Genomic DNA, 24811 nt, shown 5'->3' with positions numbered 1-24811 from the left:
ACTTAACTTCGTGGGAACCAGAAAAAAGAGAGAAAAAGATTTTCCAATTGCAAACTGAATAGAAATGATTCCAGTATTCCACCTGAAACCAGTATTGAAAAATTAGGTAAGGAAATATAGGGTCAAACAGGTTAAACGGTTTAGTAATCTGAAATCAATCCTTATTCAAATCCACCGTTAATAAAAATTAAGAAGTTTTACTTATCTGCGTAATACTCCTGCGCAGTATAAAGAATCAGAATATTGACGGCTAAAAAATAAGACCAAACTTTAAATATATCAAATTATGAGAACAAACAAAATGTGGCTTTTTCTGGCCTTTCTGTTAATCATTCTTTCCAGCTGTTCTACGATGGATGAAAAAAATTTACTAGAAGACCCTGACTCCAACTTAAGTGCCAGCACTAGTGCAAGAGCGTTGGCAGCAACACCAATGCTGCATGTCGGAGGCAGATACCTTAAAGATCCCTGTGACAATAATGTTGTCTTACATGGTGTCGCCATAACTCCAAGCCCCTGGTTCAATGGCTGTCAGTATGGCGCCAATTCCGGCTACTGTACCTGGGATAATTACAATGTACAGGGCGCACTGAACTATAATAAGGCTGTCATGAACAAGCTCACCAGTGCTGCTGATGGCTGGTATCTCAATTACATCCGCCTCCATATTGATCCGTATTGGACCAATGATCCCGGACCGGCTATCCCAGAGAACGATATCTCAAGATTCAATTATAACCGCCTGGTAACTTATACAGATCAGGTGATAATCCCACTGATCAACCATGCCCGCAGCCTGGGAATGTATGTCATCCTACGTCCGCCAGGCGTATGTCCAAATCGTATTGCTGTGAACGATGCCTATCATAGCTATCTTAAAACCGTATGGACCTTTTTGTCGCAACATCCGGGGCTAAAGAACGCTGACAATGTGATGTTCGAATTAGCCAACGAACCTGTTGAGATTCTGGGTACAAATGGCACATGGGGATCGACAGGAAACGAGCACTTTGCAGCACTTAAAAACTTCTTCCAGCCATTGGTTAACATTATTCGCAACAATGGAGCCAATAATGTTTGCTGGATACCGGGCACAGGATGGCAATCCCATTACCAAGGCTATGTCAATAACCAGATTACAGGTGGTAATATTGGTTATGCTGTTCATATCTATCCAGCTTACTGGGGCGGTCTCAGCAACTATCAAGCCTTTCAGAATGCATGGAATATCAATGTTAAACCAATCGCAGACATTGCACCAATTGCCATTACCGAGACCGACTGGGCACCTCAGGGATATGGTACCTTCGGCATCGGTACAACAGGTATCGCAGGCGGAAGCGGATTTGGCGCCAATTTAAAATATATCGTGGATCAGTCAGGCAATGTAAGCTGGAATGTTCTTGCCCCGGATAATCTCCTCCACAAAGGCGATCCTAATGCAGGAACAGCCTACAACAACGATTGGGAAGCCTGCGCCGCACCAGTTAAACAGTGGTTCCAGCAATATGCATCCTCCAATTATCCTGTTGGAAACTGTAATACAACCAGCAGCCTGGTTAATAATGGCATTTACGAAATCGAGTTTCAGACCGATGCCAATAAAGTAGTTGATCTAAAATCCGGAGAGGATGCCAATGGCGCAGTGTTAAGACCATGGACAAGGAATGGTGCTGCTGCACAGCGCTGGGTTGCCATTGACGCCGGCAATGGTTACTGGCGTTTTGTATCCAAAGCGAGTGCAACCAATCGCTGCATTGACTTAGCCAGTAACAGCAATACACTGGGAACTTCGATCAGACTTTGGCAGAACTATGGTAATGATGCACAAGCCTGGCAGGTAGTTGCTGTCTCCAATGGTTATTATAAAATCCTGTCCAAGGTGGACCCTACACGTGGCTGGGATATTCCCAACTGTACCATGGATGGCAATTCAAACTTACACCTTTGGGATTATTATGGTACGTCCTGTCAGTTGTTCAAGTTCAAATATATTGGGATGAACTGATATCAATAAAAAAACAGGGTGCTTTTTAAGCATCCTGTTTTTTTATTGTATGTGAAAAGTCAATTTTGCTTCGCAAGTCAATGGTGAATTTTTAAAAATTGACAATAAAGCGAATTCACTATTGACCTTTCACTTTTTTCATATAATCAACGTTTACAAAAACTTACGTATAGAATAGTCTTAAAAACAATATCAAACGATTAAACTAAGTGCCATACAGATGCATAAAGTGCATATAATTAATTCTGAAATAAAAAAATAGGATGCTTTTTCCAGCATCCTATTTTTATGTGAAAAGTCAATTTGCTTCGCAGTCAATGATGAATTTCTAAAATTGACAGTGAAACGAATTCACTATTGACCATTCACTTTTAAAAAGTCAATTTTGATTCGCAGTCAATGATGAATTTAAAATTGACAAGTGAAACGAATTCACTATTGACCATTCACTTTTAAAAAGTCAATTTTGATTCGCAGTCAATGATGAATTTAAAATTGACAAGTGAAACGAATTCACTATTGACCATTCACTTTTAAAAAGTCAATTTTGATTCGCAGTCAATGATGAATTTAAAATTGACAAGTGAAACGAATTCACTATTGACCATTCACTTTTAAAAAGTCAATTTTGATTCGCAGTCAATGATGAATTTAAAATTGACAAGTGAAACGAATTCACTATTGACCATTCACTTACCAAAACCTTACATACAAGGCGGTCAGTAAAAGCAGTGTCATCACAATCAAAACTAATGTCCTGTTGTCTACTTTAAACATTGCTACATCAACGGCAAAGGCTTTAGGATTAATTTTCGGACCTGCAAGACTGATCAGGATCATGGCGATGATGGTGATAAAAAACGACCATCCCATATTGATCAGGAAAGGAATTTCGGTAATGGTATGAACCATCCCATTTTCCAGCTTTTCATAAGTGAATGCTGTATACATCCACGTCTCTTTCCCGAAAATTTCAACGGCAAAGCTGTTGAAGAAAATGGCCAGGACAAACCCTAAAATCACTCCTACCAAAGCGGCTGTACCAGTTGTTCTTTTCCAGAACATTCCCAAAAGGAACATGGCAAAAACTCCAGGACTGATAAAGCCTGTATATTTCTGGATAAATGTGAAACCTCCTTCACCACCAATTCCCAAAACATCTGTCCAGGTAAAGGCCAGTGCTGCCATCATTGCGATAATGATAACCCAGCGGCCTGTTCTCACCATCTGAATTTCGGTGGCATCTGTTTTAAGGTATTTCTTATAGATATCCAGGGTAAAAATGGTTGAGATACTGTTCACTTTTCCTGCCAGTGAAGCTACAATCGCTGCTGTCAACGCTGCAATGGCCAATCCTTTTAATCCTACTGGTAAGAATCCTAATATTGCAGAGTATGCCCCATCTTTCACTCCGTTGAATCCCGGAAGGTGTCCTTTGGAATATAAAACATAAGCAGCAATTCCCGGAAGCATAACAATTACAGGCATGAATAATTTCAGAAAACCTGCAAACAGAATCCCTGTTCTTGCCGTTTTGAGATCTGCTCCCAAAGCTCTCTGTGTAATATACTGATTGCATCCCCAATAGTTCAGGTTAACAATCCACTGACCGGCAAAATACATTGCCAGGCCCGGTAATACCACATATTTCTGTACCTCAAGGTTCTGAGGCATTGCCAAAGTAGTGGTTGTAGTTGTTGGTTTTTGAAGAATCAGCTTAAAGTGCTGCGGAGCCTCATTGATCAGGGTATTGAATCCTGCCAACGCATTTCCTACAGCGGCTCCGTTGATTCTCTGGTCCACAATCTGCAACGCCATATAAACTGTTGCAAAACCTCCGATAATAAGGACTGCCACCTGTATAACGTCTGTATATCCAATTACTTTCATTCCTCCAAGACCGATCAGAAGAGCCATAAGCAAAAGACCGATCATAATGCCGTGAAGATGTTCTCCTCCCAGCAAAGTATCGATGGCAAGAGCACCAAGATAAAGGATGGAAGTAAGATTCACAATAACATACAGAAACAGCCAGAATACTGCCATGATGAGTGAAACAGATTTGTTATACCTTCTTTCCAGAAACTGGGGCATGGTATAGATCTTATTTTTAAGATAGATCGGAATAAACCAGACCGCAATGATGATCAGCGCAACGGCAGCAATCCATTCGTAAGCGGCAACAGCGATTCCGACAAAGAAACCTTCACCGCTCATTCCGATAAACTGCTCAGCAGAGATATTGGAGGCAATTAAGCTGGCTCCGATCGCCCACCAGGTCAAAGATCCTTCCGCAAGGAAATAATCCTTACTTCCTGTAGATTCAGACTTTTTCTTTTTATAGATCCATAATCCGTAAGAAGCTACCACTACAAAATAGATCAGGAATATGATGATATCAATAGTTGCTAATTTTCCCATAGTTTACTTTTTTACGGAGAATTTATAGATGGTTTTCGACTGGTATTTCTGTCCGGGCTTCAATTCTGTAGAAGGAAAAGAAGGCTGGTTCGGTGAATCCGGGAAGTGTTGTGTCTCTAAGCAGAATCCTGTTCTGAATTCATTTTTACCTCCGGTTTTGGTATCAAACTTTCCGTCAAGAAAATTTCCGGAATAAAACTGCACACCGGGTTCATCTGTGAAGACTTCCATTAATCTTCCTGTTCCCTGGTGATACACTTTGGCGATACTTCTCAAACCTTTTCCATTCAAAATCCAGTTATGGTCATATCCTTTTCCTTTTTTCAGCTGATCATCGTCTGCACTGATATCTTTTCCAATCGGTTTTGAAACCGTGAAATCAAAAGGAGTTCCTTTTACAGCTTTCTGCTCACCCGTAGGAATTAAGGTTTCGTTCACCGGAAGAAAATGATCTGCATTAATCTGTAGTTCATGATCGGTAATCGTTTTAGTAAAATTTCCTGACAGGTTAAAATAGGAATGCTGGGTAAGATTCACTACAGTAGGCTTATCTGTTTCAGCTTCATACGAAATTTCCAATGCATTATCGTCTGTAAGCGTGTAAAAAACGGTTGTTGTTAATTTCCCCGGATATCCTTCTTCACCGTCTGCACTGGTGTAAGATAATTTCAATGTTGGAAATTTTGCATCCTTTACCACTTCAATATTCCAGAATCTGGTGTGGAACCCTTCTTTTCCTCCGTGAAGGCTGTTGGGACCATCATTTTTGTTGATTTCATAGGTTTTGCCATCTAGTGTAAATTTTGCATTGGCAATTCTGTTGCCGTATCTTCCGATCAAAGCCCCGAAATAATAAGGATTACCATCGAAATATCCTTCAGGTTTTGTAAAGCCAAGGACTACATCCTCATATTTCCCGTTTCTGTCCGGAGCGGTTAAGGAAGTGATAATTCCGCCGAAGTTGATAACCTCAACTTTCATCCCGTTTTTATTGCTTAATGTGTATTTTTTAATAGAATCGCCCTTAGGCGTAACTCCATAGTCTGAAGTATAAACATTCTCCATTTTCCCTGAAATATCCTGTTTGTTATTTTCTTTTCCGCAGCCGAAAATAATTAAAAATAATAAAATAAAAATGCTATTATGTGTTGCTTTTTTCATAATTATTTACATATTTTTTACAATTAATTAACGATAATACATTTCATTCCAACGAAGTGTATTTTTGAAATCACGCATTCTGGTATCTTCATCAATAACTAATGATTCAATTCCTGCTATCTCAGCAAAATCTTCCAGCTGTTCTGCCGAAATATTTTCACTGTAACATGTATGGTGTGCCCCTCCTGCCAGTATCCAGGCTTCTGCGGCCGTATATAAATCAGGAAGAGGTTTCCATAAAACTCTTGCTACCGGAAGCTTTGGCAGCTCTTCTGTAATTTCCAATGCTCTTGTCTTGTTGATTAGCAGTCTGAAATGGTTTCCAAAGTCCATCAGGGCAGCATTAAGAGAATCAATATTTCCTCTGGAGTTAAAAACAAGACGAACGGGATCTGCTTTCCCTCCGATTCCCAACGGATGGATCTCACACGAAGGTTTTCCGGCGGCCAGCACAGGATCTACTTCCAGCATATGGGAGCCTAAAATAGAAGGATTGGAAGGGTCTAAATGATAGGTATAATCTTCCATAAAGGCATTTCCACCTTCAAGGCCCTGCCCCATTGTTTTCATGGCACGTACGAGCGCTGCGGTTTTCCAGTCTCCTTCGCCTGCAAATCCGTATCCTTTCTGCATCAGTCTCTGTACGGCAATTCCCGGCAGCTGCTCCAGCCCGTGAAGGTCTTCAAAAGTATCAGAGAATCCTTTAAATCCACCGTCTTTTAAAAACTTCTCAAGTCCTAATTCAATTTTTGCAGCGGTGTGCAGCGAACTTCTGTTGGCTCCTCCCTCCAAAAGAGATGCTGCCATGTGATAAGAAGATTCATATTCTTCCATCAGGCTTTTTATTTCTCCCTCACTTACAGAATTGATAACGCCTACAAGATCACCGATTCCCCAGGTATTCACTGAAAAGCCGAACTGGGTTTCAGCTTCCACTTTATCTCCATCTGTAACGGCTACAAATCTCATATTATCTCCAAAGCGTGCAAATTTAGCTCCCTGCCAGTCGTCCCAGCCTGCAGCAACACGGCTCCAGTCACCAATTTGCTTCTGAACTCTTTCTTCTGACCAGTGCCCTACCACGACTTTTCTGTTCTTTCGGAGCCTGCTTACCATAAAACCAAATTCACGGTCTCCATGAGCCGCCTGGTTAAGGTTCATAAAGTCCATGTCCATGGTAGACCACGGAATATCTCTGTTGAATTGGGTATGCAGATGCAGAAGAGGCTTTTGTAAAATTTTTAGCCCTCTGATCCACATTTTAGCGGGTGAAAAAGTATGCATCCACGTAATTACTCCTATACAGTTTTCTGCATGATTGGCTGCTACAATGGTTTCAAATATCTCTTCGGTAGTTTTTACCGTTGGCTTTACAATAACTTTTACCGGGATGAAAGAAGATTTTTCAAGTTCTGCCACAATTTTCTGTGAGTGTTCTGCTACCTGTGCCAGTGTTTCTGGTCCGTATAAATGCTGACTTCCTGTGATGAACCAGACTTCTTTGGTATTGAGAGGTGTTAACATAGTTTTGTTGATCGTTAATAGTTGTTTATCTTGAAATGTTTAGTGTTTAAATTCCTGTCCGTAATAAGCATTCTTGCCGTGTTTACGTTCATAATGTTTTTTGATGAGTGAGTCTTTCAGACGTTCTGCATCAGGATTGATCTGTCTGGTGAGATAAGCCATTTCGGCAATGGTTTCCAGTACTTTGCTGTTGTAGACCGCTTTCTCAGCATTCTTACCCCAGGTAAACGGACCGTGATTGCCGATAAGAACCATTTCTACTTCTTCCGGAGAGAGCTGTTTTTCTTTAAAGCATTCCAGAATCTGTATTCCTGTATTGTATTCGTAGTTTCCTTCAATCAGTTCATCCCGCATAGGCGGAGCGCAGGGAATATCCGTCGTAAGATGATCTGCATGGGTTGTCCCGAAAACAGGGATATCCAATTGTGCCTGTGCCCACGCCACGGAATAGATGGCATGCGTGTGGGAAATTCCACCGATATTTTCCCAGTTTTTGTACAGGTAAGCATGGGTCTTGGTATCGGAAGAAGGTCTGAGCCTGCCTTCAATGACATTGGCATCAAAGTCCAGAATCACCATATCTTCCGGCTTTAAAATGTCATAAGGGACACCGCTTGGTTTAATGGCAAAAATGCCTTTATCACGGTCTACAGCACTTACATTCCCGAAAGTATAGACCACCAGCTTCAGGGCATCCAGCTGCATATTCGCTTCATAACATTCTCTTTGGAGTTCTTTATAGGTATTCATTTTGAGTATCATTCAAAAGGTTAAAATGGAAAATCAGGAGTTCTGAAGTTCTTTCCTGTTGTTTTTCAGTTGGGTATTGTATTCTACAAAATCAGCGAGCTTCTGGTATTGCTGCATTAATTCTCTGTAGTGCTGTACTTCTTCCGCTTTCGGCTGATATTCCGCTTCAAATGCGGAGCCCATTTTCATGCTTGCTTCCTGTACGGTCGGATAAATTCCTGCTGATACAGCTGCATAAACAGCAGCCCCTAATGCGGGAGTCTGGTCCGAAGCGGCAACCACAATTGGCATATCCAGAACATTAGCGAGTGTCTGCATGATAAACGGTGATTTCCTTGCTACTCCTCCGATTCCGATCACTTTATTGATTTTCACCCCTTCCTCCTCAAAACGGTCAACGATCTTCTTAGCTCCGAAACAAATGGCATTCACCAAAGCTTTGAAAATATGAGGAGCTTTTGTTCCCAGAGAAAGCTGACTAATTGCTGCCTTAAGTTCCTGGTCTGCATCCGGTGTTCTCCTTCCGTTTACCCAGTCCAATGCAACCGGAACAGTATCTGAAAGAGGAATTTTTTCTGCTTCAAGGGTTAATTTTCTGATAAGTCCTGCCTCCATTTCTTCTGCAAGCTTTGTTTTCTGCTCATCGGAAATACTTTCAGATTGCATCATCACCTGGTGAACCGGCCACATCAGGATATCTTTATACCATGCCAGCACATCTCCAAAGGCAGACTGCCCTGCTTCAAGTCCTATCAGTCCTGGAATTACGGAGCCGTCAACCTGTCCGCAGATTCCTTTAACGGTTGTATTCCCGATAGCTTCCTGTGAGGCAACCATAATATCGCAGGTAGAAGTTCCCATAATCCTGATCAGGGTATTTTCTTCCACCTTTGCTCCCACAGCGCCTGAATGGGCATCAAAAGTTCCTACGGTAATAATAGTTTTGGTGGTAAGACCTGTTTTTGCGGCCCATTCTTCATTCAGATAGCCGGCAATTTCATCTGAAGTATAGGTTTCCCTGTATAATCTTCCTCTGAGGGTTCCGAGAGAAGGATCAAGCCTGTTGAGGAATTCTTCGGAAGGCAGACCGTCCCATGATTCATGCCACATGGCTTTGTGACCGGCAGCACAACGGCTTCTTTTGAACGTGGCCAGGTCTTTATGATCTGATAAAAGATAGGTCAGATAATCACAGTGCTCCATCCAGGTGTACGCAGCATTTTTTACTTTTGCATCTTCTCTGCTGATGTGCAGTATTTTGGCCCAGAACCATTCTGAAGAGTAAATACCGCCTTCATATTTTGTATAATCTTCACCACCCCAGTTTCTCGCAAGGGTATTGATTTCTTCGGCTTCACGAATGGCAGTGTGGTCTTTCCATAAAATCATCATGGCATTGGGGTTTTCCTCAAATCCCGGAACCAGTGCCAAGGCAATTCCGTCGCTTGTTACTGGTAACGGTGAAGAGCCTGTAGTATCAATACAAATACTGACGATCTGCTCTGCCGGTATCCCGCTTTCTTTTACTATTTCTGAAATCGTTTTTTCCAGACCTTCAATATGATCTGAAGGATGCTGTCTGAAACTGTTGGCTGATGGATTACAAAATCGGCCTTCCTTCCATCTCTGGTAGTAGCTGACTGAAGAAGTTATTTCGGAACCGTTTTCAGTATCAATAAGGACGGCCCGTACGGAATCTGTACCGTAGTCCAGCCCGATAACATATTTTTTCATGGTGGTGAAACGTTTTTGATTATTGAGATTTTAAATTCTCCTGATGAGATAAAAACAAATATAAGATTCTATTTTAAATAAATGTAAAAAACACACTTATTTTTTATAACATACTATAAAACAGTTTTTTAAATTGTTTTTACCTTTAAAACAACCAAAGAATTGGCCGGAATTTCTGTTGAAATTTTACCTTTTTTAGCTTCTGAATTCTCCTCTTTGGGTTTCACAGGTTCAGCATCGAAATTATTTTCACTGGAAAACTGCGGGGCAGACAGAAGAATTTTGGTTACTTTTTTACCGATTTTCAGAGTTTCTGGTTTGATATTTACCGTTTTAGCCTGAGTATCAGTATTGACCATTTTAATAATGATCTCATTATTTTTGGCATCTTTGACAGCTGTAGCATATAATTTTTCCTGGCCGGATACCGCTTTTCCGTTATGTTCTATTTTTAATACATCCGTTCCTTTATTGTTGGAAAATAATTTCTGAACATAATAATTCGGGGTCGCGTAGGATTTCAGATTATTGAACCAGATGAGATCGGGCGTCCACTGCCAGCCGTCAGCATGGGCAAAAAGCGGTGCGTAGGAAGTCATATAGACCACATCTGCGTTTCTTTCAAGTCCGGTCATAAAAGCAGCTTCTGAAAGGGCTGTTAACCAGTTATTCTTATTATCAGGCTTTACCACGCCTACAGACTGGGCTGCATACTCCCCGGCAAAAACTTTTGGCCCGGAGCGGTCATACTTATCGTATCTGCCTGCATTTTGCATGAACCATTCGGGAGAATTGTAATAATGTTCATCTACAATCTGCGCATTAAGCTGCTTCAACTCTTTCCATCCATACTCGAAGAATTCGCCGTCAGGTGACGGTCCGCTTCCGGAAATGATCTTTATGTCAGGATATTTTGTATGAATTACTTTTTCAAAAACTTTATAGCGTTCAATATAATCCGCTCCCCACTGTTCATTTCCCACTCCGATAAATTTTAAATTAAAAGGCTTTGGATGCCCCATTTCAGTACGGATTCTCCCCCATTTTGTTCCGGAATCTCCGTTGGCAAATTCAATCAGGTCCAGGGCATCCTGAACGTAGGGATCAAGGTCTTCCATTTTCACCAGTTCTGCGGTATTGAACTGGCAAGCCATTCCGCAGCTCAGAATAGGAACAGGTTCTGCGCCCAGATCTTCGGAAAGCTGGAAATATTCATAAAAACCTAATCCGAAAGACTGTCCGTAATCCGGTGTAAGACGATGCGGAAATCCTGTGCTCCATTTATTGATGAGATATTCGCGGTCTGCCACATTTCCAATTGTTTTTTTCCACTGATATCTTTCTGCCAAAGTTCTTCCCTCTACAATACAGCCCCCTGGGAATCTCAAAAAACCGGGTTGTAAATCATATAATTTCTGAACCAGATCTTTTCGTAAGCCTCCTTTTCTGCCTTTCCAGGTGTCTTGTGGGAAAAGTGAGATCATATCCATGTTCACGATGCCGTTTCCGGTAAATGTAATCCGCAGTTTTGCTTTTTCTACAGTTTGTGGTGCTTTGAAAACTGTTGTATACTTCTGCCATCCGTTTCTTTTTATAAGTGTGGAAACTGAAGAAATTTCCTTCCCATTTTCATCAACAAGACTTGCATTGACCGCAGCAATATTTCCCGAAACATTCTCCAGATCAAAGCTGAAATCATATTGTTCTCCCTGATGAAGGCCTATTCCCCTGAATCCTTCATTTTCCAGAATATAATTTTTATCATTCAGAACAGTAATTCGTGCATAATTTTTATTGGTTTTGGCAGGGTCGGAATAAATGGTCAGAAACCCCGAATCCAGATTAGGAGAAAGTGTTTTTGTATTGGGCTGTTTCCAGCCTGTAAATGGTTCGTCAAATTCAAAGCTGCGGTTTTTAATCAGTTCAGCATACAATCCGCCGTCTGCGGCAAAATTGATGTCTTCAAAGAAAATCCCGTACATGGTGGGCTGTATTTTAACAGGTGCCGGAGTTTCTTTCAGATCCAGATTAAAAGTACGGACCGTATTATTCTGAGCCGAAAAAAAAGCAGCACTGAGGGAAATCGCGATGGAAAATATTTTATTTTTGGTTGTCATAGATCGTTATTTTGAAAACTAAAGCATGTCTCAATTTGTCTTGAATCAATTTTTATTTTACTGTTAATGGAATGCTTTTCAACACGGCATCATCAGAAGTTCCGCCATAAAAAATGGTATAATCGCCGGGTTTTGAAACCAGATCATCTGCTTTTTCATCATAGAAGGCAAATGAATCTTTGGAGAGGGTCAGCTGAATATTTTTTGTTTCTTTAGATCTGATTAAAGTCCTCTCAAAAGCCCTTAACGTTTTTACCGGTGCCTGGGTATCATTATTTCTTTTGATATAGACCTGAGCGACTTCTTCGCCATCCCTTTCTGAAACATTGGTTACCGGAATTGTGATCGTCACATTTTCGTTGGTATTGATAGTATTTTTGCTGAGTTTTGAATCTCCATAAACAAATTTTGAATAGCTCAGGCCATGCCCGAACGGATAAAGAGGTTTTTCCGTCATATAACGGTAGGTTCTTCCCTGCATATCATAATTTTCAAATCCTTCGTGCTTGCTTGTTTTTGAAAGGGCGTTGTCCAGCTGTTCAAGGTTTTTGTAAAAAGTAATGGGTAATTTTCCGGAAGGGTTATAATCTCCTGCCAAAACATCTGCCACAGCAGTTCCTCCGGATTGTCCACCATACCAGGCGTTCAGCAAAACATCATAATTTTTTTCATCCTGTTCCAATCCCAGAGCACTTCCGGTACAAAGAACAAAAACAACAGGTTTTCCTGTTTTTCTAAGCTCCGCCAACAGGTCCCGCTGGACTATAGGAAGGGCAATTGAAGTTTTGTCACCTCCTCTGAAGCCTTCTGCATTCACCATCATTTCTTCACCTTCCAGACTTGGAGAAAGTCCACCTGCAAAGACAATGACATCTGCACTTTTCACTTTTTCTCTTACTGAAGCAAAATTAACAGGGTCTTTTCTATACACTTCAAAACTGATGCTTACATATTTTCCTTTTTGTGTATGACGCAGTTCTATCTGGTATTCTTTTCCTTTCTCCATTTTTACAGGAAACTCTGAAGGATGTCTTGCGTCAGGACCTTTTCTTGTTGCAATTTCTTTTCCGTCCACGAAAAGGGTATAGACATCGGAAGTGGAAGCAGAAAACACAACCTCTCCTGTATAGGTACTTTTAAAAATCCCTGAAATGATGGCTGAGGTATTTTCTCTTCCTACATTGGGTGCAAGCTGGGTTCCTCCAAAACTGTTGTAGCTGATGGCGGTGGGATTTACGGAAACATTGGCCGGCTGCCCTTTGAATTCATTGTTATTGAAGAACTCTACTTTCATTCCTTTCGCACCATTTTTCTGACTGATAAAATTCTGGTATAATGACGTTCTGGAAGAAGGATCTGTGACTTCGCTTCCTTTTTCGTAGATAATTTCAGTATTTGGAAATTTGCTTTTGATTCCGTCTAAAATCGTTACAATGGAAGAAGGCGTTCCGTTATAGTTTCCTAACTGCATCAATCCGTCATCAGCATTCGGGCCTACAATGGCAATTTTTTTAATATTTCTGCTTAGAGGCAGCACATTCTTTTCGTTTTTCATCAGCACAATTGATTTTTGTGCCATTTTCAATGCCTGCTTTTTATGTTCTTCAGAATCGACTACAGAATACGGAATTGTATTCCAGTGAACAGAAGATTTCGGATCAAGCATTCCCAGCTCAAACCACCCTTTCAGGATTCTGCGCATCGACGCATCAATATCTTTTTCGGTAATCAGTCCGCTTGCAAGAGATTTATTCAGATTGTTATAAGTATCTCCGCATTCCAGATCCGTGGAATGTTTCAAGGCATCTGCTGCAGTGGTCTTCTCATCAGGATGGGTACCATGATATTTTTTCTGAAAGAAATCTGCCAGTGCCCAGCAATCTGAGACCACCATTCCGTCATACTTCCATTTTCCACGGAGAATTTCAGTAAGTAAAGTATTGTTAGCACAACATGGCTGCCCATCAAAAGCATTGTAGCCACACATTACTTCTCTTACATTCCCTTCCTGAACCAATGCTTTAAAAGCGGGAAGATACGTCTCATACAGATCTCTTTTTGAAATTTCTGCATTGTAGGAATGGCGGTTCCATTCCGGTCCGCTATGTACTGCAAAATGTTTGGCGCAGGCGTGGGTTTTAAAAAATTTCGGGTCGTTTCCCTGTAGACCTTTTACTGCTGCAACCCCCAGAACAGAGGTCAGATAAGGGTCTTCACCGTAGGTTTCCTGGCCTCTTCCCCATCTTGGGTCACGGAAAATATTGATATTGGGTGTCCAGAAGGTCAGTCCTTCGTATCGTCCTGTTTTCAGAGCTTCATCAAAAGATCTGTTGTATTTTGCCCGTGCTTCATCAGAAATCATTTCAAAAGTTTTCAAATGCTCCGGAACATCCCATGTGGCCGCCATCCCGATTGCCTGAGGAAAAACTGTGGCTGTTCCTGCTCTTGCCACTCCGTGAAGTGCTTCATTCCACCATCCGTAGGCAGGAATTTCCAGACGGGGAACTGCCTGGGAATTATCCATCATCATTCCTATCTTTTCTTCTGTGGTCAATAAAGAAAGAAGGTTCTCTATTCTCTCATTAACCGGAAGATCCGGGTTTCTGAATGGGTATTTATAATGGCTCTGGGCAAAAAATAAAGGGGCTGCCAGTGTTGCACATAGGATTAATACAATTCTTTTCATAGGTAGTATGGTTTCAATAAAGTCCGGAAAAGGCTGTTGATTTTGTGATTAACAATTCTTAGCCACTGATTTACAGATTTTCACGGATAATTATGTTTTCATTCTTATTTTATACAAATTGCCAGTATTATTCAGCAACAATGCAATGAAAAACAAATATAACGTTCTATTTTAAATAAATGTAAATAATACACTTAAATTAAGAATAAATCCTACTTACTTTTGGTTTTCATACCAAATTGTTGAAATAAAGCCACCATAAGCAATGCTCATGATGGCTTTGGATTCAATTTACTCTTTGATGAATTTTTGTTTTACGATTGTATTATTTTTTTGAGTAACCTCAATAAAGTAAATACCGGCCGGGAAATCTCCCACATTAATTTGGTTTTTCCCTGTATTTATTTTCAACCCGGTTCTGATAACACTTCCTCTAGCATCAAAAATGGTGGCAGCTCCTTCTGACAAATCAGAATCAATGAAAAGGTCTGCTTTTACCGGATTAGGATATATTTTCACAACATCTTTTTTAGCTTCAGCAGAGATATTTCTGGCACTTAACGATCCGAAGTTTAAAGGAAGAACATTGGCTGAATAGGCATTTTCTTCTGTAAGATATGCTTTGAAAGATCCTATTACAGGCTCACTTCCGGCAGTTACTTTATAGAAGCCTGTTACTCCGTTTTCTGTTTTCAGTACATAAGCATTCGCCGGAACTTTGATGCCCTGGTAAACTCCGTTCATCTGATTGATCGTGATTGCTTTGGGTGTGGAAACATTTCCTGTGCCGCTGAAAGTAATATTCCCTGTCGCATTGACGATTACCGGAGTGTTTGCAGGAATGATTCCGTTTGAAATTGCAGTACAACTGATATTATTGGCATCCGGAGATATCAGATAAGCAGTAACTCCGGAAGGTATATTAGCCTGGAATGGTAAGATCAGGACGTCATAGCCATTAAAGGTACGGCTGTAAGAAGCTGTATTGGCTGTGAAGTTAAACGGCACCTGAAAATCCATACCCTGACCGGAAAGGACAAGATTTGAGCATGTAGTACCAGAGATCACATTATTGGCAGATGAACTTACGTTTGAATTCACATAATAAATGCTGTTAGAGTTGGCACTCATAGGCTGCCAGTTATTGGAAGAAGTAACTCCTGCAGCATTTCTGAAGTCTACAGAAGTGTAGTAGCCATTTTCCAGGGCATCCATCAGATAGCTGTCGCTTGCAGAATAGGTTCCTCCGAATTTAGAAGCAATTTCATTACCTACATTGAAATAAACATCTCCCAGATTAATCGTAAGCACAGAGCTGTAATTGGAATTTCTCAATCCTAAAATTCCTTTGCATCCGTCTGTAAGCACCTGTCTTGAAATATCTAAGGTGATATCGAAGTTTCCTCCCTGCGGAAAATTAATCTTGCCGTAATTATATGATTTCGTTACGCCCTGACTGTTGATATAGTATAAAGTCGTATTGTCTGAATAGCTTTGTCCCGCTGTTGTATAGCTGTTTACATGCAGGATCAGTTTATTGTACCTGTCATTAAGCTGAAGATATCCGTTAGCCGCAGTCATATTATTACTGATAAGAGGGCTTGGATTAGAGAACGTCACCGTTGTATTGCTGATATTGAATCCTGTCCCAAAAGCTGTACTGGTAGCAGTTTGTGTTTCAATTTTATTATAATGAATATCTCCGCCTGTCATCAGAGAAGCAGGTCTGTCGCCGCTTTTATTAAAAACAAATGTCATGACACTGGAAGGGCTGATATCAGCCGTTGGTCGGAATGTTGCTGTACTCAAAGAAATAGGCGTGGTAACCATATTGGATTGTGTATTGGTCAATACTTTTGTTCCTGAAGTTGTGTAAAAAGGCAAGTCAACCTTCAAGCTATACGTGTTCTGAGAAGGATTGATGACCATAAGAACAATCTGATTCCCATCCTGGGAAATATAGGAAGACCCTTGTAAAGCTCCGGTTTTGTCTTCCCATTTGGCTTCTATTCTCGTCTTGCCTGTTGTATATTTGGCATAATGAGAAAGAATATAGCCTCTTTTGGTCATTACACCTGAAGGGGTTCCGTAAGTTCCATCACCCATTAAGCCATAATAACGTTTGGCAGAATAATGAATCCAAGCATTGACATTACCCAATAATGCATTGTTGACGCTGCTGGCAAAGGTAAATGCATCGGTATTCCAGCTGAAATCTCTTGCCGGCTGGGTAGATGATGAGTTCCAGTTGATCAGATATTCTGTCTGCCAGATTTCTTTGTTATAATTCTGAAATTGTTTGTAAGTAGACTGCATAAGCCCATATTGATGCCCGCCATACACTTCAAAATTAGCCATTGCTGTAGGATCCAGCAAAGCACTGGCAAAATTATCCGTAAATCCCACACTTTCCGGGGCAATCACTTTACAGTTGATAAGCTGTCCGTAATTTTTGATAAAATTAGTAATCTGTGCAGGAGTCCAGATGCATCCTTGATACTGTGCCATCTCATCCGGTTCATTTTGAATGGAGATATAATCAAGATCTACTCCATTGTTCTGGAGATAGGTAACAAAGCTGTTAAGATAAAGCGCATAATCCTGATAATTTTCCGGCTTTAAATATCCGATCTGTTGTACTCCGTTAGCGTCAGTATAAACAGCATTTACATGGTTATTGGTTTTCCAGGCTGCGGGCATGGTCCAGGGCGAAGCAAAAATGGTAAGTCCCATAGATTTGGCGAGTTGTGCTGTAGTTAATACAGAACTCCAGTTGCTGCTGTTCTCGGGAATATATAATCTCATAATATTATACCCGCCTTCACTGGAAGCCCCCCAAAGCGTCTGAATCTCTGATGTAGACATATGGTTATACGCAAACTGGGGACTGCAGACAAATCCTCCGAATCCTCTTATTTTCTGATAAGCAGTATTCTTATCAATTTTTACCGTAGTAAGCTGCCCATGCAACAGACAGCTGAAAAGCAAACATATAGAATGAATGCTGAGAAGTTTTAAAATTTTTTTCATAATGGTTTAGTTTTAGATAGTCGTGATTTTGATTGAAGACAATTAATGTAAGGGCAATAGATTCCCCATCAAGACGGTTCATTTTCAAAAACCGTCAGGAAAATACCCTGAATGATATCAGGCAGCGATCTGTTAAATAAAGTTGCTTACAAAATCATTCGCTGTTCTTTCTCTTCATTCTCTGTGAGGGAACTGTATTTCAGATTGGAATGTGAATTAAGATTAATGTTTCATAATTAAAGTGTTGTTTGTGATGAGTATTGGGCCACTCAGTAAAGCATTTCGCTTTCGGGAGCGCCCAGGTAAGAGGGTTTTAATCCTCCGGTGTTGATCAGGAGTTTTTCAAGGACAATACCGGGTTCCAGCACTCTGAAACGTAATGTATGTTTTCCAGCCTGCTGAACCGAATGTTTTGTAACAGATTTAATAATATGTTCTGACTGCCATCTTCCCAATTCTCCTTTGTAATGGCCATTGAAGTTGACAATTTGCGGAGTTTCATTGTCAAAAGAAATTTCATAGCGAAGTCCTTTATTATGATTAAAATTTAAAGTCGGGGCTAATAATAGCTGGACTTCAAACTCACCTTTTGATTCAAAATTGATATCATATTCAAGCCAGATATTTTCATCGCTTTTAGGATATGCATTCTGCGGAAAGGTTGTCACTCCCGACTTTGTTTTTCCAAAATCAGGAATCACTCCCCAATGGATTCGTTCAGAATTGCTCATTCTTGCAAAATTTTCTGCTTCAATGGAAACATAGCCGTTTTTCTCCTGAAATATTTTTTCTTTGGGAACCTCAGCTTCAGAAATATAGGTGACTTCAGGCATTATATTTTCTTTTCCGTCTGCCCAACTTTTATATCCTATCCTCATCTGATCCATCATATGCTTCCATTTTCCTCCGGCAATCACATTATTGTATTGATTATCCAGATAAGCGTTTCTTTCAAAACATGTCTTCACTTTATCTGCGTAGAAATTGGCTTCAGGATCTTTTTTTGCTGCCAGTTCCCTGTTTTTTGCCACCGCATAGTACATTTCGTATAAATTACTGCATGCATCAATCGGATACAGAACCAACTGATAATACGCATCCTGATATTCTGCAGGAATCTGCTCTTTTAACCGTAAAGCTTCTACGGTCAATGCTCTGTAATCATTTAAAACCGTTTCAAATTCATGGTAATTCTCTAGGCTGTATGTTTTGCTGTCAAGCGTTTCAGGAGTTACTCTTCTGTTGTATTTGGAATACAGGTTAATCATCCGGGCAATTTCCCCGGCATGTTTTTCACCAAACTGCTGAGCAGCCCATTTCTCAGTATATTCCAAAAGGTTTTTAGCATTAAACTGCTTTGGATTCCAGGCCATTTCCAGGAAAAAACCGATCGGAAACTCCATCGGTTTTAAATCTCCTACATTCACGACCCAAAGCTTATCTACTTTATGTTCATAGGAAAGATTCATCTGTTCCCAGACTCTCTGGATGGGGCTTATGTTGATCCATTTGGAATTTCTCGGGCCGCCTACATAATCAAAATGGTAATAGATTCCATAGCCTCCTTTATGCAAAGGTTTTGAAAGGTCCGGAAGCTTTCTTACATTTCCCCAGTTATCATCACAGAACAGCAGGATCACATCATCCGGAACCCGCATTCCTTTATCATAATAGTCCTGAACTTCTTTATACAATGCCCAGACTTGAGGTGTTTTCTCCGCTTTCTTTCCGGTAACATCTGCGATGATTTTACGCTGATCTTTTACAATTTTCTCCAGCAGGGAAATATTGGTTCCCTCTCCCATCGCTTCATCACCATCACCGCGCATTCCTACTGTTACGAGTTTTTCCCAGTTTTTGCTTCTCTCCATTCCGGATCTCCAGAATTTCTGTAAAACTTCTGCATTTTTAGCATAATCCCAGACATTCGGGAGGTTATTTTTTTTGATATACCTGTGCCAGTCGGTTTGTGCCAAAGCCATAGGTTCATGGTGGGAAGTTCCCATGACAATACCCATTTCATTTGCTAAAGGGCCGCTCAGAGCATCATCGTCATAGAATGCTTTTCCCCACATTGCCGGCCAGATGTAATTTCCTTTAAGACGCAGGATCAGCTCAAAAACTTTTTCGTAAAATTTAGAATTAATTCCGCCAAAAGTTGCTCTTGCCCAGCCTCCCAACGAAGGTTCTTCATCGTTAAGGAAAATACCGCGATACTCTACAGCAGGCTCACCATCAGTATATATTCCTTTTTTAAAGTATACATTTTCTTTTTTCTCAACCGGAACATCTGCCCAATAATACCATGGTGAAACACCTATCTGCTGAGACATTTCATAAACCCCGTAAATCGTGCCTCTTTTATCACTTCCTGCAATCACAATGGCTTCAGAAACGCCCGGAAATGGATTACTGACATTCTGAATGATATATTTTTCTCTTTTCCCTGTTAATGCTTTTCCATCCAGCTTTTTTTGACGAATTAAATTATCAATGGTTTTGCTTTTACCTGCTTCACCAATAATGATGATCATTCCGTTCACTCCAGGGTTTTGGGAAACCAGATTTGGCTGGACACCGGTTACTTTTTGAAAATCAGATTGAAGATTCGCAACGGCACGCAGAATTCCTTTATCCGAATCACTGTCTGAAAAAAGCATCAAACCTGAATTGCGTTCTTTCAATACCATCGAATTTTCTGTCTTAGCAAAAGAAATAAATGGTTCGGTTGCTTTTACAAAAAATATAAACAACAACGTAAGAAACAGCGAAATGTTTTTTGTAAAATTCATACTATATCTTTTTGATTTTAATTTTTAAATAAGTTCAGATCCACAAATTCTCCCATTCTCCTGTAGCCGGCCTCATTGGGATGAAGAAAATCATGATCGTGCATATCGTTTAAGATGACTTCCGGATTTTCACTTTGCATTTGTTTTGCAAAATCGATGACGGCATCAAATTTTCCGCTGTTTCTTATCCAGTCATTTACTTTTTTCCAGGCCTCGATACGGAAAGGTTTGTCATAGAACGACTTTCCAAAAGGAAGAATTGTTGCTCCGTACACTTTGATTCCGTTAGCATGTGCCTTATTGATCATCACCTGGTAAGCGGCAATCAGTTCTTCTATTCTTTTGGAGGCATCATCAGCATCTCTTGTTCCTCCCAGATCATTCACTCCTTCCAGAATGATCAGCCATTTTACGCCCTGCTGATTGAGGATGTTATAATCGAAACGGTCTAATGCTGTAGGACCCAAACCGCCACGCACCACACAATTCCCACCAATCCCGAAATTAAGGACACTTACATTCCCGGTTGAAGGATTTGCCAGTAACCGCTGAGAAAAAATATCCGGCCAGCGATTCTGCCTGTTGGTTCCTGATCCTCTTCCGTCGGTAATGGAATTCCCCATAATAGCCACCGCATACGAAGGTTCACCGGTCTTTACATCGATGTTAAAAAGCGAATACCAATGATCTGTTTTTAAAGGATTTTTAAATACTGCAGCATTGGCCTGTTCACCTTTTACAATAAAAGAAGTTGTTCTTGAACCCGGATGTCCGGTGACAGATTGGGTTACTTTTGTATAGGAAATGGTAATGGCCAGCAGCGAATTAGGCTTCAGGTTAAAGTTCACTTCATCAGAATAAATATCGGATCCGGGAGCAATTTTAAAACTGTTTTTCTTCTCAAACGTTAATGATCTGATGCTGGTTGCATCCACATTACTGCTATCGGACGGCACGGCAATAGAAACGGCTTTTACCTCCAGGCTATCCATGGAATATTTGTTGGAGAAACGTAACCGCAGTTTTTTCCCACCTACAGATACACGCACAATCTGACGCAGGGTGTTCCCCGAAAGCCCTGGTTCCGGCGCAAGGTTTTTAGGTTCCACCAATTGGGGAGCCGTTGCCCAGGTAGTGAGCCACTGGTCTTTGGAAGACTGCTTTTCCAGACTCTGTGAGGAAGAGCAGGAAACCAAAAATCCCGAAATGATAAAGATATATAAGTTTTTGAAGCGCATTTTTCCTGTTTTTATTATATTAATCTCTAATTTCTTATTACAAATCCTCCGTTCGGCTGAATTTCAATCGTAAAATCGCCTTTTGCATTTACTTTCACTTCTTTCTCTGATGTATTTCCTTTTGCATCATCATTGATAAGTTGCAAGTTTTTCCCGGCGAACATCGGAAGTTTTATTTTCAGTTTTTGGGATCGCTTTTCGGCATTTACCCCTGCCACATACCATCGATCCGCATGTCTTCTCGCAACCACAGCATATTTCCCGGGATAACCGTCTATGAAAACTGTCTCATCCCAAAGTGTCGGAACTTCTTTCATGAAGCTGAGCTGAAATTCCGGAGCATCGGTCAGATTATTCGGCATGATGCCAAACATCTGAACGGGATTCTGAAACAGGACTGCTGTAGCAAGTTGAAAGCCGTCCGTAGTATGTCTTTTATTTTTATCCTTGTTGGATTTCGTTAAATATTTGTTGAGGAAAGTTCCGCCAAACTCCATACTTCCCACTGTATTTCTGATGAAAGGATGAAGTGTGGCAAAAAAAGCTTCCTGTTTCCGTACATCTTCTGAGAAATAGAGCATTTCTGAGGCAAGAACGGCCTCACTTCCTGCATAATTCGGGTACATTACTTCCCAGCCTCTCGGTAAAGTAGCTCCATGGAAAATAATGGTTAATCCAAAATCATTGGCGTCGGAAAGAATATCTTCGTACAGACGCATGGTTTCCTGTTTGTCTCCTCCGAAGAAATCCACTTTCAGTCCTTTTACGCCCGTCTCTTTCAGCCATTTCATTTCTTTTTTCCGTTCAACGGATGAGCTCATTTTGTTTCTCGGTCCCATCGGTGCGTCATTGGCTGCCCCATTGGAATTGTACCAAAGTAATACTCCCACGTTTTTCGATTTTGCATATTGAATAAGGTTTTTCATTCGTTCTTTTCCAATATTTTTATCCCAAAGCGCATCCATAAGAATAAACTGATAATTCAGTGCAGCAGCAAGGTCTATGAATTTCACCTGATCATCGTAGTTCATACTGTTATCCTGCCAAAGAATCCAGCTCCAGGTAGATTTTCCGAACTGGTAATCCTGTGACGGCTCATACATCAGATCTACCACATCAAAAGGAATGGTAGTTTCTACGATGGGTTTCAGGGAGCTGCCTACTGTAATTGTTCTCCACGGTGTTTTTCCGGGAAGAGAAACAGCAGCTCCGGTACTTCCGAAGCCGTTATTTTCAGCAATGTTCGGATAAGCGACTTTGTAAAGGCTTTTTTCTGCTGTGGTTTCAAGGTGTGAGGCACAATACGAACTGTTCACTCCTGTCTCGGAAATCAGTACCCAGCCCTCATTTCCAATATGGAACAGGCCAGGGAAAACGTATCCATAATCGGATGGCATTCCCAGCTCAGCATCAGCTTTATAACCACTTTCATAACTTGGTGCTGTGCGGGCAAATCCCGTCATCGGCTTCATCATAGGTGAAAGAAAAGTAGTGGTCTGTGACGGAAATCTGTATCCTGTGGATTCTGACTGTATCACAACACTCAGCCGTTCTTTCATCGGTGGAATATTGTAACGGAAAGCAATATTGTTGTTGCTGACCTGAAATTCGATACTGATCTGATGCTGGTCTGCATTGATGAAATTAACCGATAAAGTATTGGCTTTGTAATCAATCTCAGATTTTTTGATTTTTTCGTTCGTATATTTCTTAGAAATGATATCTTTTTTGCTGTCCAAAAATTTCAGATTCTTTGAAAAGTCGGACTCATTGGTTACCAAACCCAGCGGGGATTTTTCAAGCATTGTTTTTCCCTGAAGGATAACATTATACAAGGCTTTTCCCTCTTCTGAAAAAACCTGAAGCTTCAGGTGTCCATCCGGACTTGAAATCTCTGCTACCTGCGCAAAGCTTTTGCTGATCAGAAACAGGCTGAATACGATATATAAAACTTTTTTTCTCATAATTAATTATTTTCAAGAAAGGTCCAGTAATCGAAATACATAATATCTGTTGAGGCTTTTCCATTGAATACAAAGTACAGATCATGAATACCGGTAATTTTTTCAGCCATCTGAACTTTTACGGTTTCCCAGCGGTCATATCCACCAGTCATCGGAACCTTTACCGTTGCGGCAACCGGTCCGTTCACAGCATCCAGATGAATGGTCATTGTTACTTCACTGTTATGGGTAGTTCCTACTCTTGCAGAGAAAGCACTAGCTCCTTTTTTCCGGAAATCCACATTCTTTACACTGGTATACGCTCCATTTTTCTTTGCTTTGATGAAAACACCAGCCTCTTTATTCTGATATGATTTTACATTTTCTGACCAAGCAATCATTTCTGCCTGATTGAATGAATAAGGATTAACTGCTGCGATAGCTTTTGTAATTCCATTAGTCATTTTAAATGGCGAAATAGAACCGTCTTTATTGAATGTAAGCTCTTCCAGACTTACCGATCTTGTAAACCCGCTTCCGCCCGGCAATGCCCCATTGTGATAAAAGAAATACGTTTTCCCGCGGAAATCAATAACACCGGGATGATTGGTGAATGACTTCCCTTCTGTAGGCATCACAATTCCTCCATATTTCCAGGGGCCCTGTGCTGTTTTACCTGTAGAATATCCTATGAATTCAGGAAGCGGACCGCCCGGCCAGAAAAGATAATACAGGTTTTTTCTTTTGTACAGCCATGGGCCTTCTTCGTATTTTGTAGGTCTTTCCGGGTTAGGTTTGCCATCCCTTTTTCCAAATGATTCTTCGGTCATCGGAACTTCTGTAATATTCCCGGAATAGGAGATCATATCTTCATTCAGCTTTACGTATTTAAGCTTAGGATTTCCCCAGTACATATGGGCCTGTCCGTCATCATCCACAAAAACGGTTGGATCAATATCTCCCCATTCGCTCTGAACAAGAGGTTTTCCCAGCGGATCATGAAAAGGCCCCAACGGACTGTCGCCAACAGCAACCCCTATAGCGCCTTTGTTATTGGTTTTGGACCACATCGGAACGTATAAAAAAAACTTTCCGTTTCTTTCTACACATTGTGCGGCCCAGGCATCGCGTTTCGCCCAGTCGAAATCTTTATACGAGAGAATTGTCCCGTGGTCAGTCCAGTTCACCATATCGTTGGTGGAATATACTTTCCATTCGTTCATGGTAAACCAGGTAGAATCGTCTTCATCGTGTGTGGTATATACATACAGCCTGTCATTGTACACCATTGGTGCCGGGTCTGCAGTATAATTGGTCTGAATAATAGGGTTCTGCGCTGATAAAATTTCGGAAAAACCTATCAGACAAAGCCCCAGTATATATTGTATTGTATTTTTCATAGTCAGT

General features: G+C 40.8%; 13 protein-coding genes. 1 reads left to right on the top strand and 12 read right to left on the bottom strand.

From position 1 onward, the window contains the following. The first annotated feature begins 286 nt into the window (after positions 1-286). Positions 287-2008: an RICIN domain-containing protein gene (locus tag PZ898_RS02775; RefSeq protein ID WP_123278286.1), complete on the top strand. Its 1722-nt coding sequence runs from the start codon at positions 287-289 to the stop codon at positions 2006-2008. Positions 2009-2701: 693 nt separating this feature from the next. Here PZ898_RS02775 and PZ898_RS02770 read toward each other — a convergent pair. The 12 genes from PZ898_RS02770 to PZ898_RS02715 form a co-directional block, all read right to left on the bottom strand. Continuing rightward, positions 2702-4429 (bottom strand): sodium/solute symporter, encoded by a 1728-nt coding sequence (locus PZ898_RS02770; RefSeq protein WP_277694728.1) that lies wholly within the window; start codon positions 4427-4429, stop codon positions 2702-2704. Positions 4430-4432: 3 nt separating this feature from the next. Then, positions 4433-5590 carry an aldose epimerase family protein gene (locus tag PZ898_RS02765; protein ID WP_277694727.1) on the bottom strand — a complete coding sequence of 386 codons (1158 nt, stop codon included), beginning with the start codon at positions 5588-5590 and terminating at the stop codon, positions 4433-4435. Positions 5591-5617: 27 nt separating this feature from the next. Continuing rightward, positions 5618-7114 (bottom strand): L-arabinose isomerase, encoded by a 1497-nt coding sequence (gene araA / locus PZ898_RS02760; protein ID WP_277694726.1) that lies wholly within the window; start codon positions 7112-7114, stop codon positions 5618-5620. 39 nt (positions 7115-7153) lie between these two features. After that, complete coding sequence (locus tag PZ898_RS02755; RefSeq protein ID WP_040994545.1) at positions 7154-7864, bottom strand: L-ribulose-5-phosphate 4-epimerase; 711 nt, start codon at positions 7862-7864, stop codon at positions 7154-7156. A 33-nt stretch (positions 7865-7897) separates the two neighbouring features. Next, on the bottom strand, positions 7898-9598 hold the full coding sequence (locus PZ898_RS02750; protein WP_277694725.1) for a ribulokinase: 1701 nt from the start codon (positions 9596-9598) through the stop codon (positions 7898-7900). A 128-nt stretch (positions 9599-9726) separates the two neighbouring features. Continuing rightward, a complete protein-coding gene (locus PZ898_RS02745; protein ID WP_277694724.1) occupies positions 9727-11715 on the bottom strand; it encodes an alpha-L-arabinofuranosidase C-terminal domain-containing protein in 1989 nt (662 codons plus the stop codon). 52 nt (positions 11716-11767) lie between these two features. After that, positions 11768-14401, bottom strand: a complete 2634-nt coding sequence (locus PZ898_RS02740; protein WP_277694723.1) for a glycoside hydrolase family 3 C-terminal domain-containing protein — start codon at positions 14399-14401, stop codon at positions 11768-11770. A 291-nt stretch (positions 14402-14692) separates the two neighbouring features. Beyond that, on the bottom strand, positions 14693-17431 hold the full coding sequence (locus PZ898_RS02735) for a T9SS type A sorting domain-containing protein (protein ID WP_277694722.1): 2739 nt from the start codon (positions 17429-17431) through the stop codon (positions 14693-14695). 269 nt (positions 17432-17700) lie between these two features. Continuing rightward, on the bottom strand, positions 17701-20223 hold the full coding sequence (locus PZ898_RS02730) for a glycosyl hydrolase 115 family protein (RefSeq protein WP_277694721.1): 2523 nt from the start codon (positions 20221-20223) through the stop codon (positions 17701-17703). 17 nt (positions 20224-20240) lie between these two features. Continuing rightward, positions 20241-21461: an SGNH/GDSL hydrolase family protein gene (locus PZ898_RS02725; RefSeq protein WP_277694720.1), complete on the bottom strand. Its 1221-nt coding sequence runs from the start codon at positions 21459-21461 to the stop codon at positions 20241-20243. A 26-nt stretch (positions 21462-21487) separates the two neighbouring features. Beyond that, positions 21488-23425: a glycoside hydrolase family 97 protein gene (locus PZ898_RS02720; protein ID WP_277694719.1), complete on the bottom strand. Its 1938-nt coding sequence runs from the start codon at positions 23423-23425 to the stop codon at positions 21488-21490. A gap of 2 nt (positions 23426-23427) precedes the next feature. Continuing rightward, complete coding sequence (locus PZ898_RS02715) at positions 23428-24804, bottom strand: glycoside hydrolase family 43 protein (RefSeq protein WP_277694718.1); 1377 nt, start codon at positions 24802-24804, stop codon at positions 23428-23430. Positions 24805-24811: the final 7 nt, after the last annotated feature.

Origin of the sequence: Chryseobacterium sp. WX (assembly GCF_029542485.1) — a bacterium.
In the GTDB taxonomy this organism is placed as follows: Bacteria; Bacteroidota; Bacteroidia; order Flavobacteriales; family Weeksellaceae; genus Chryseobacterium; species Chryseobacterium cucumeris.
This window is presented reverse-complemented; position numbering and strand designations above follow the sequence as displayed.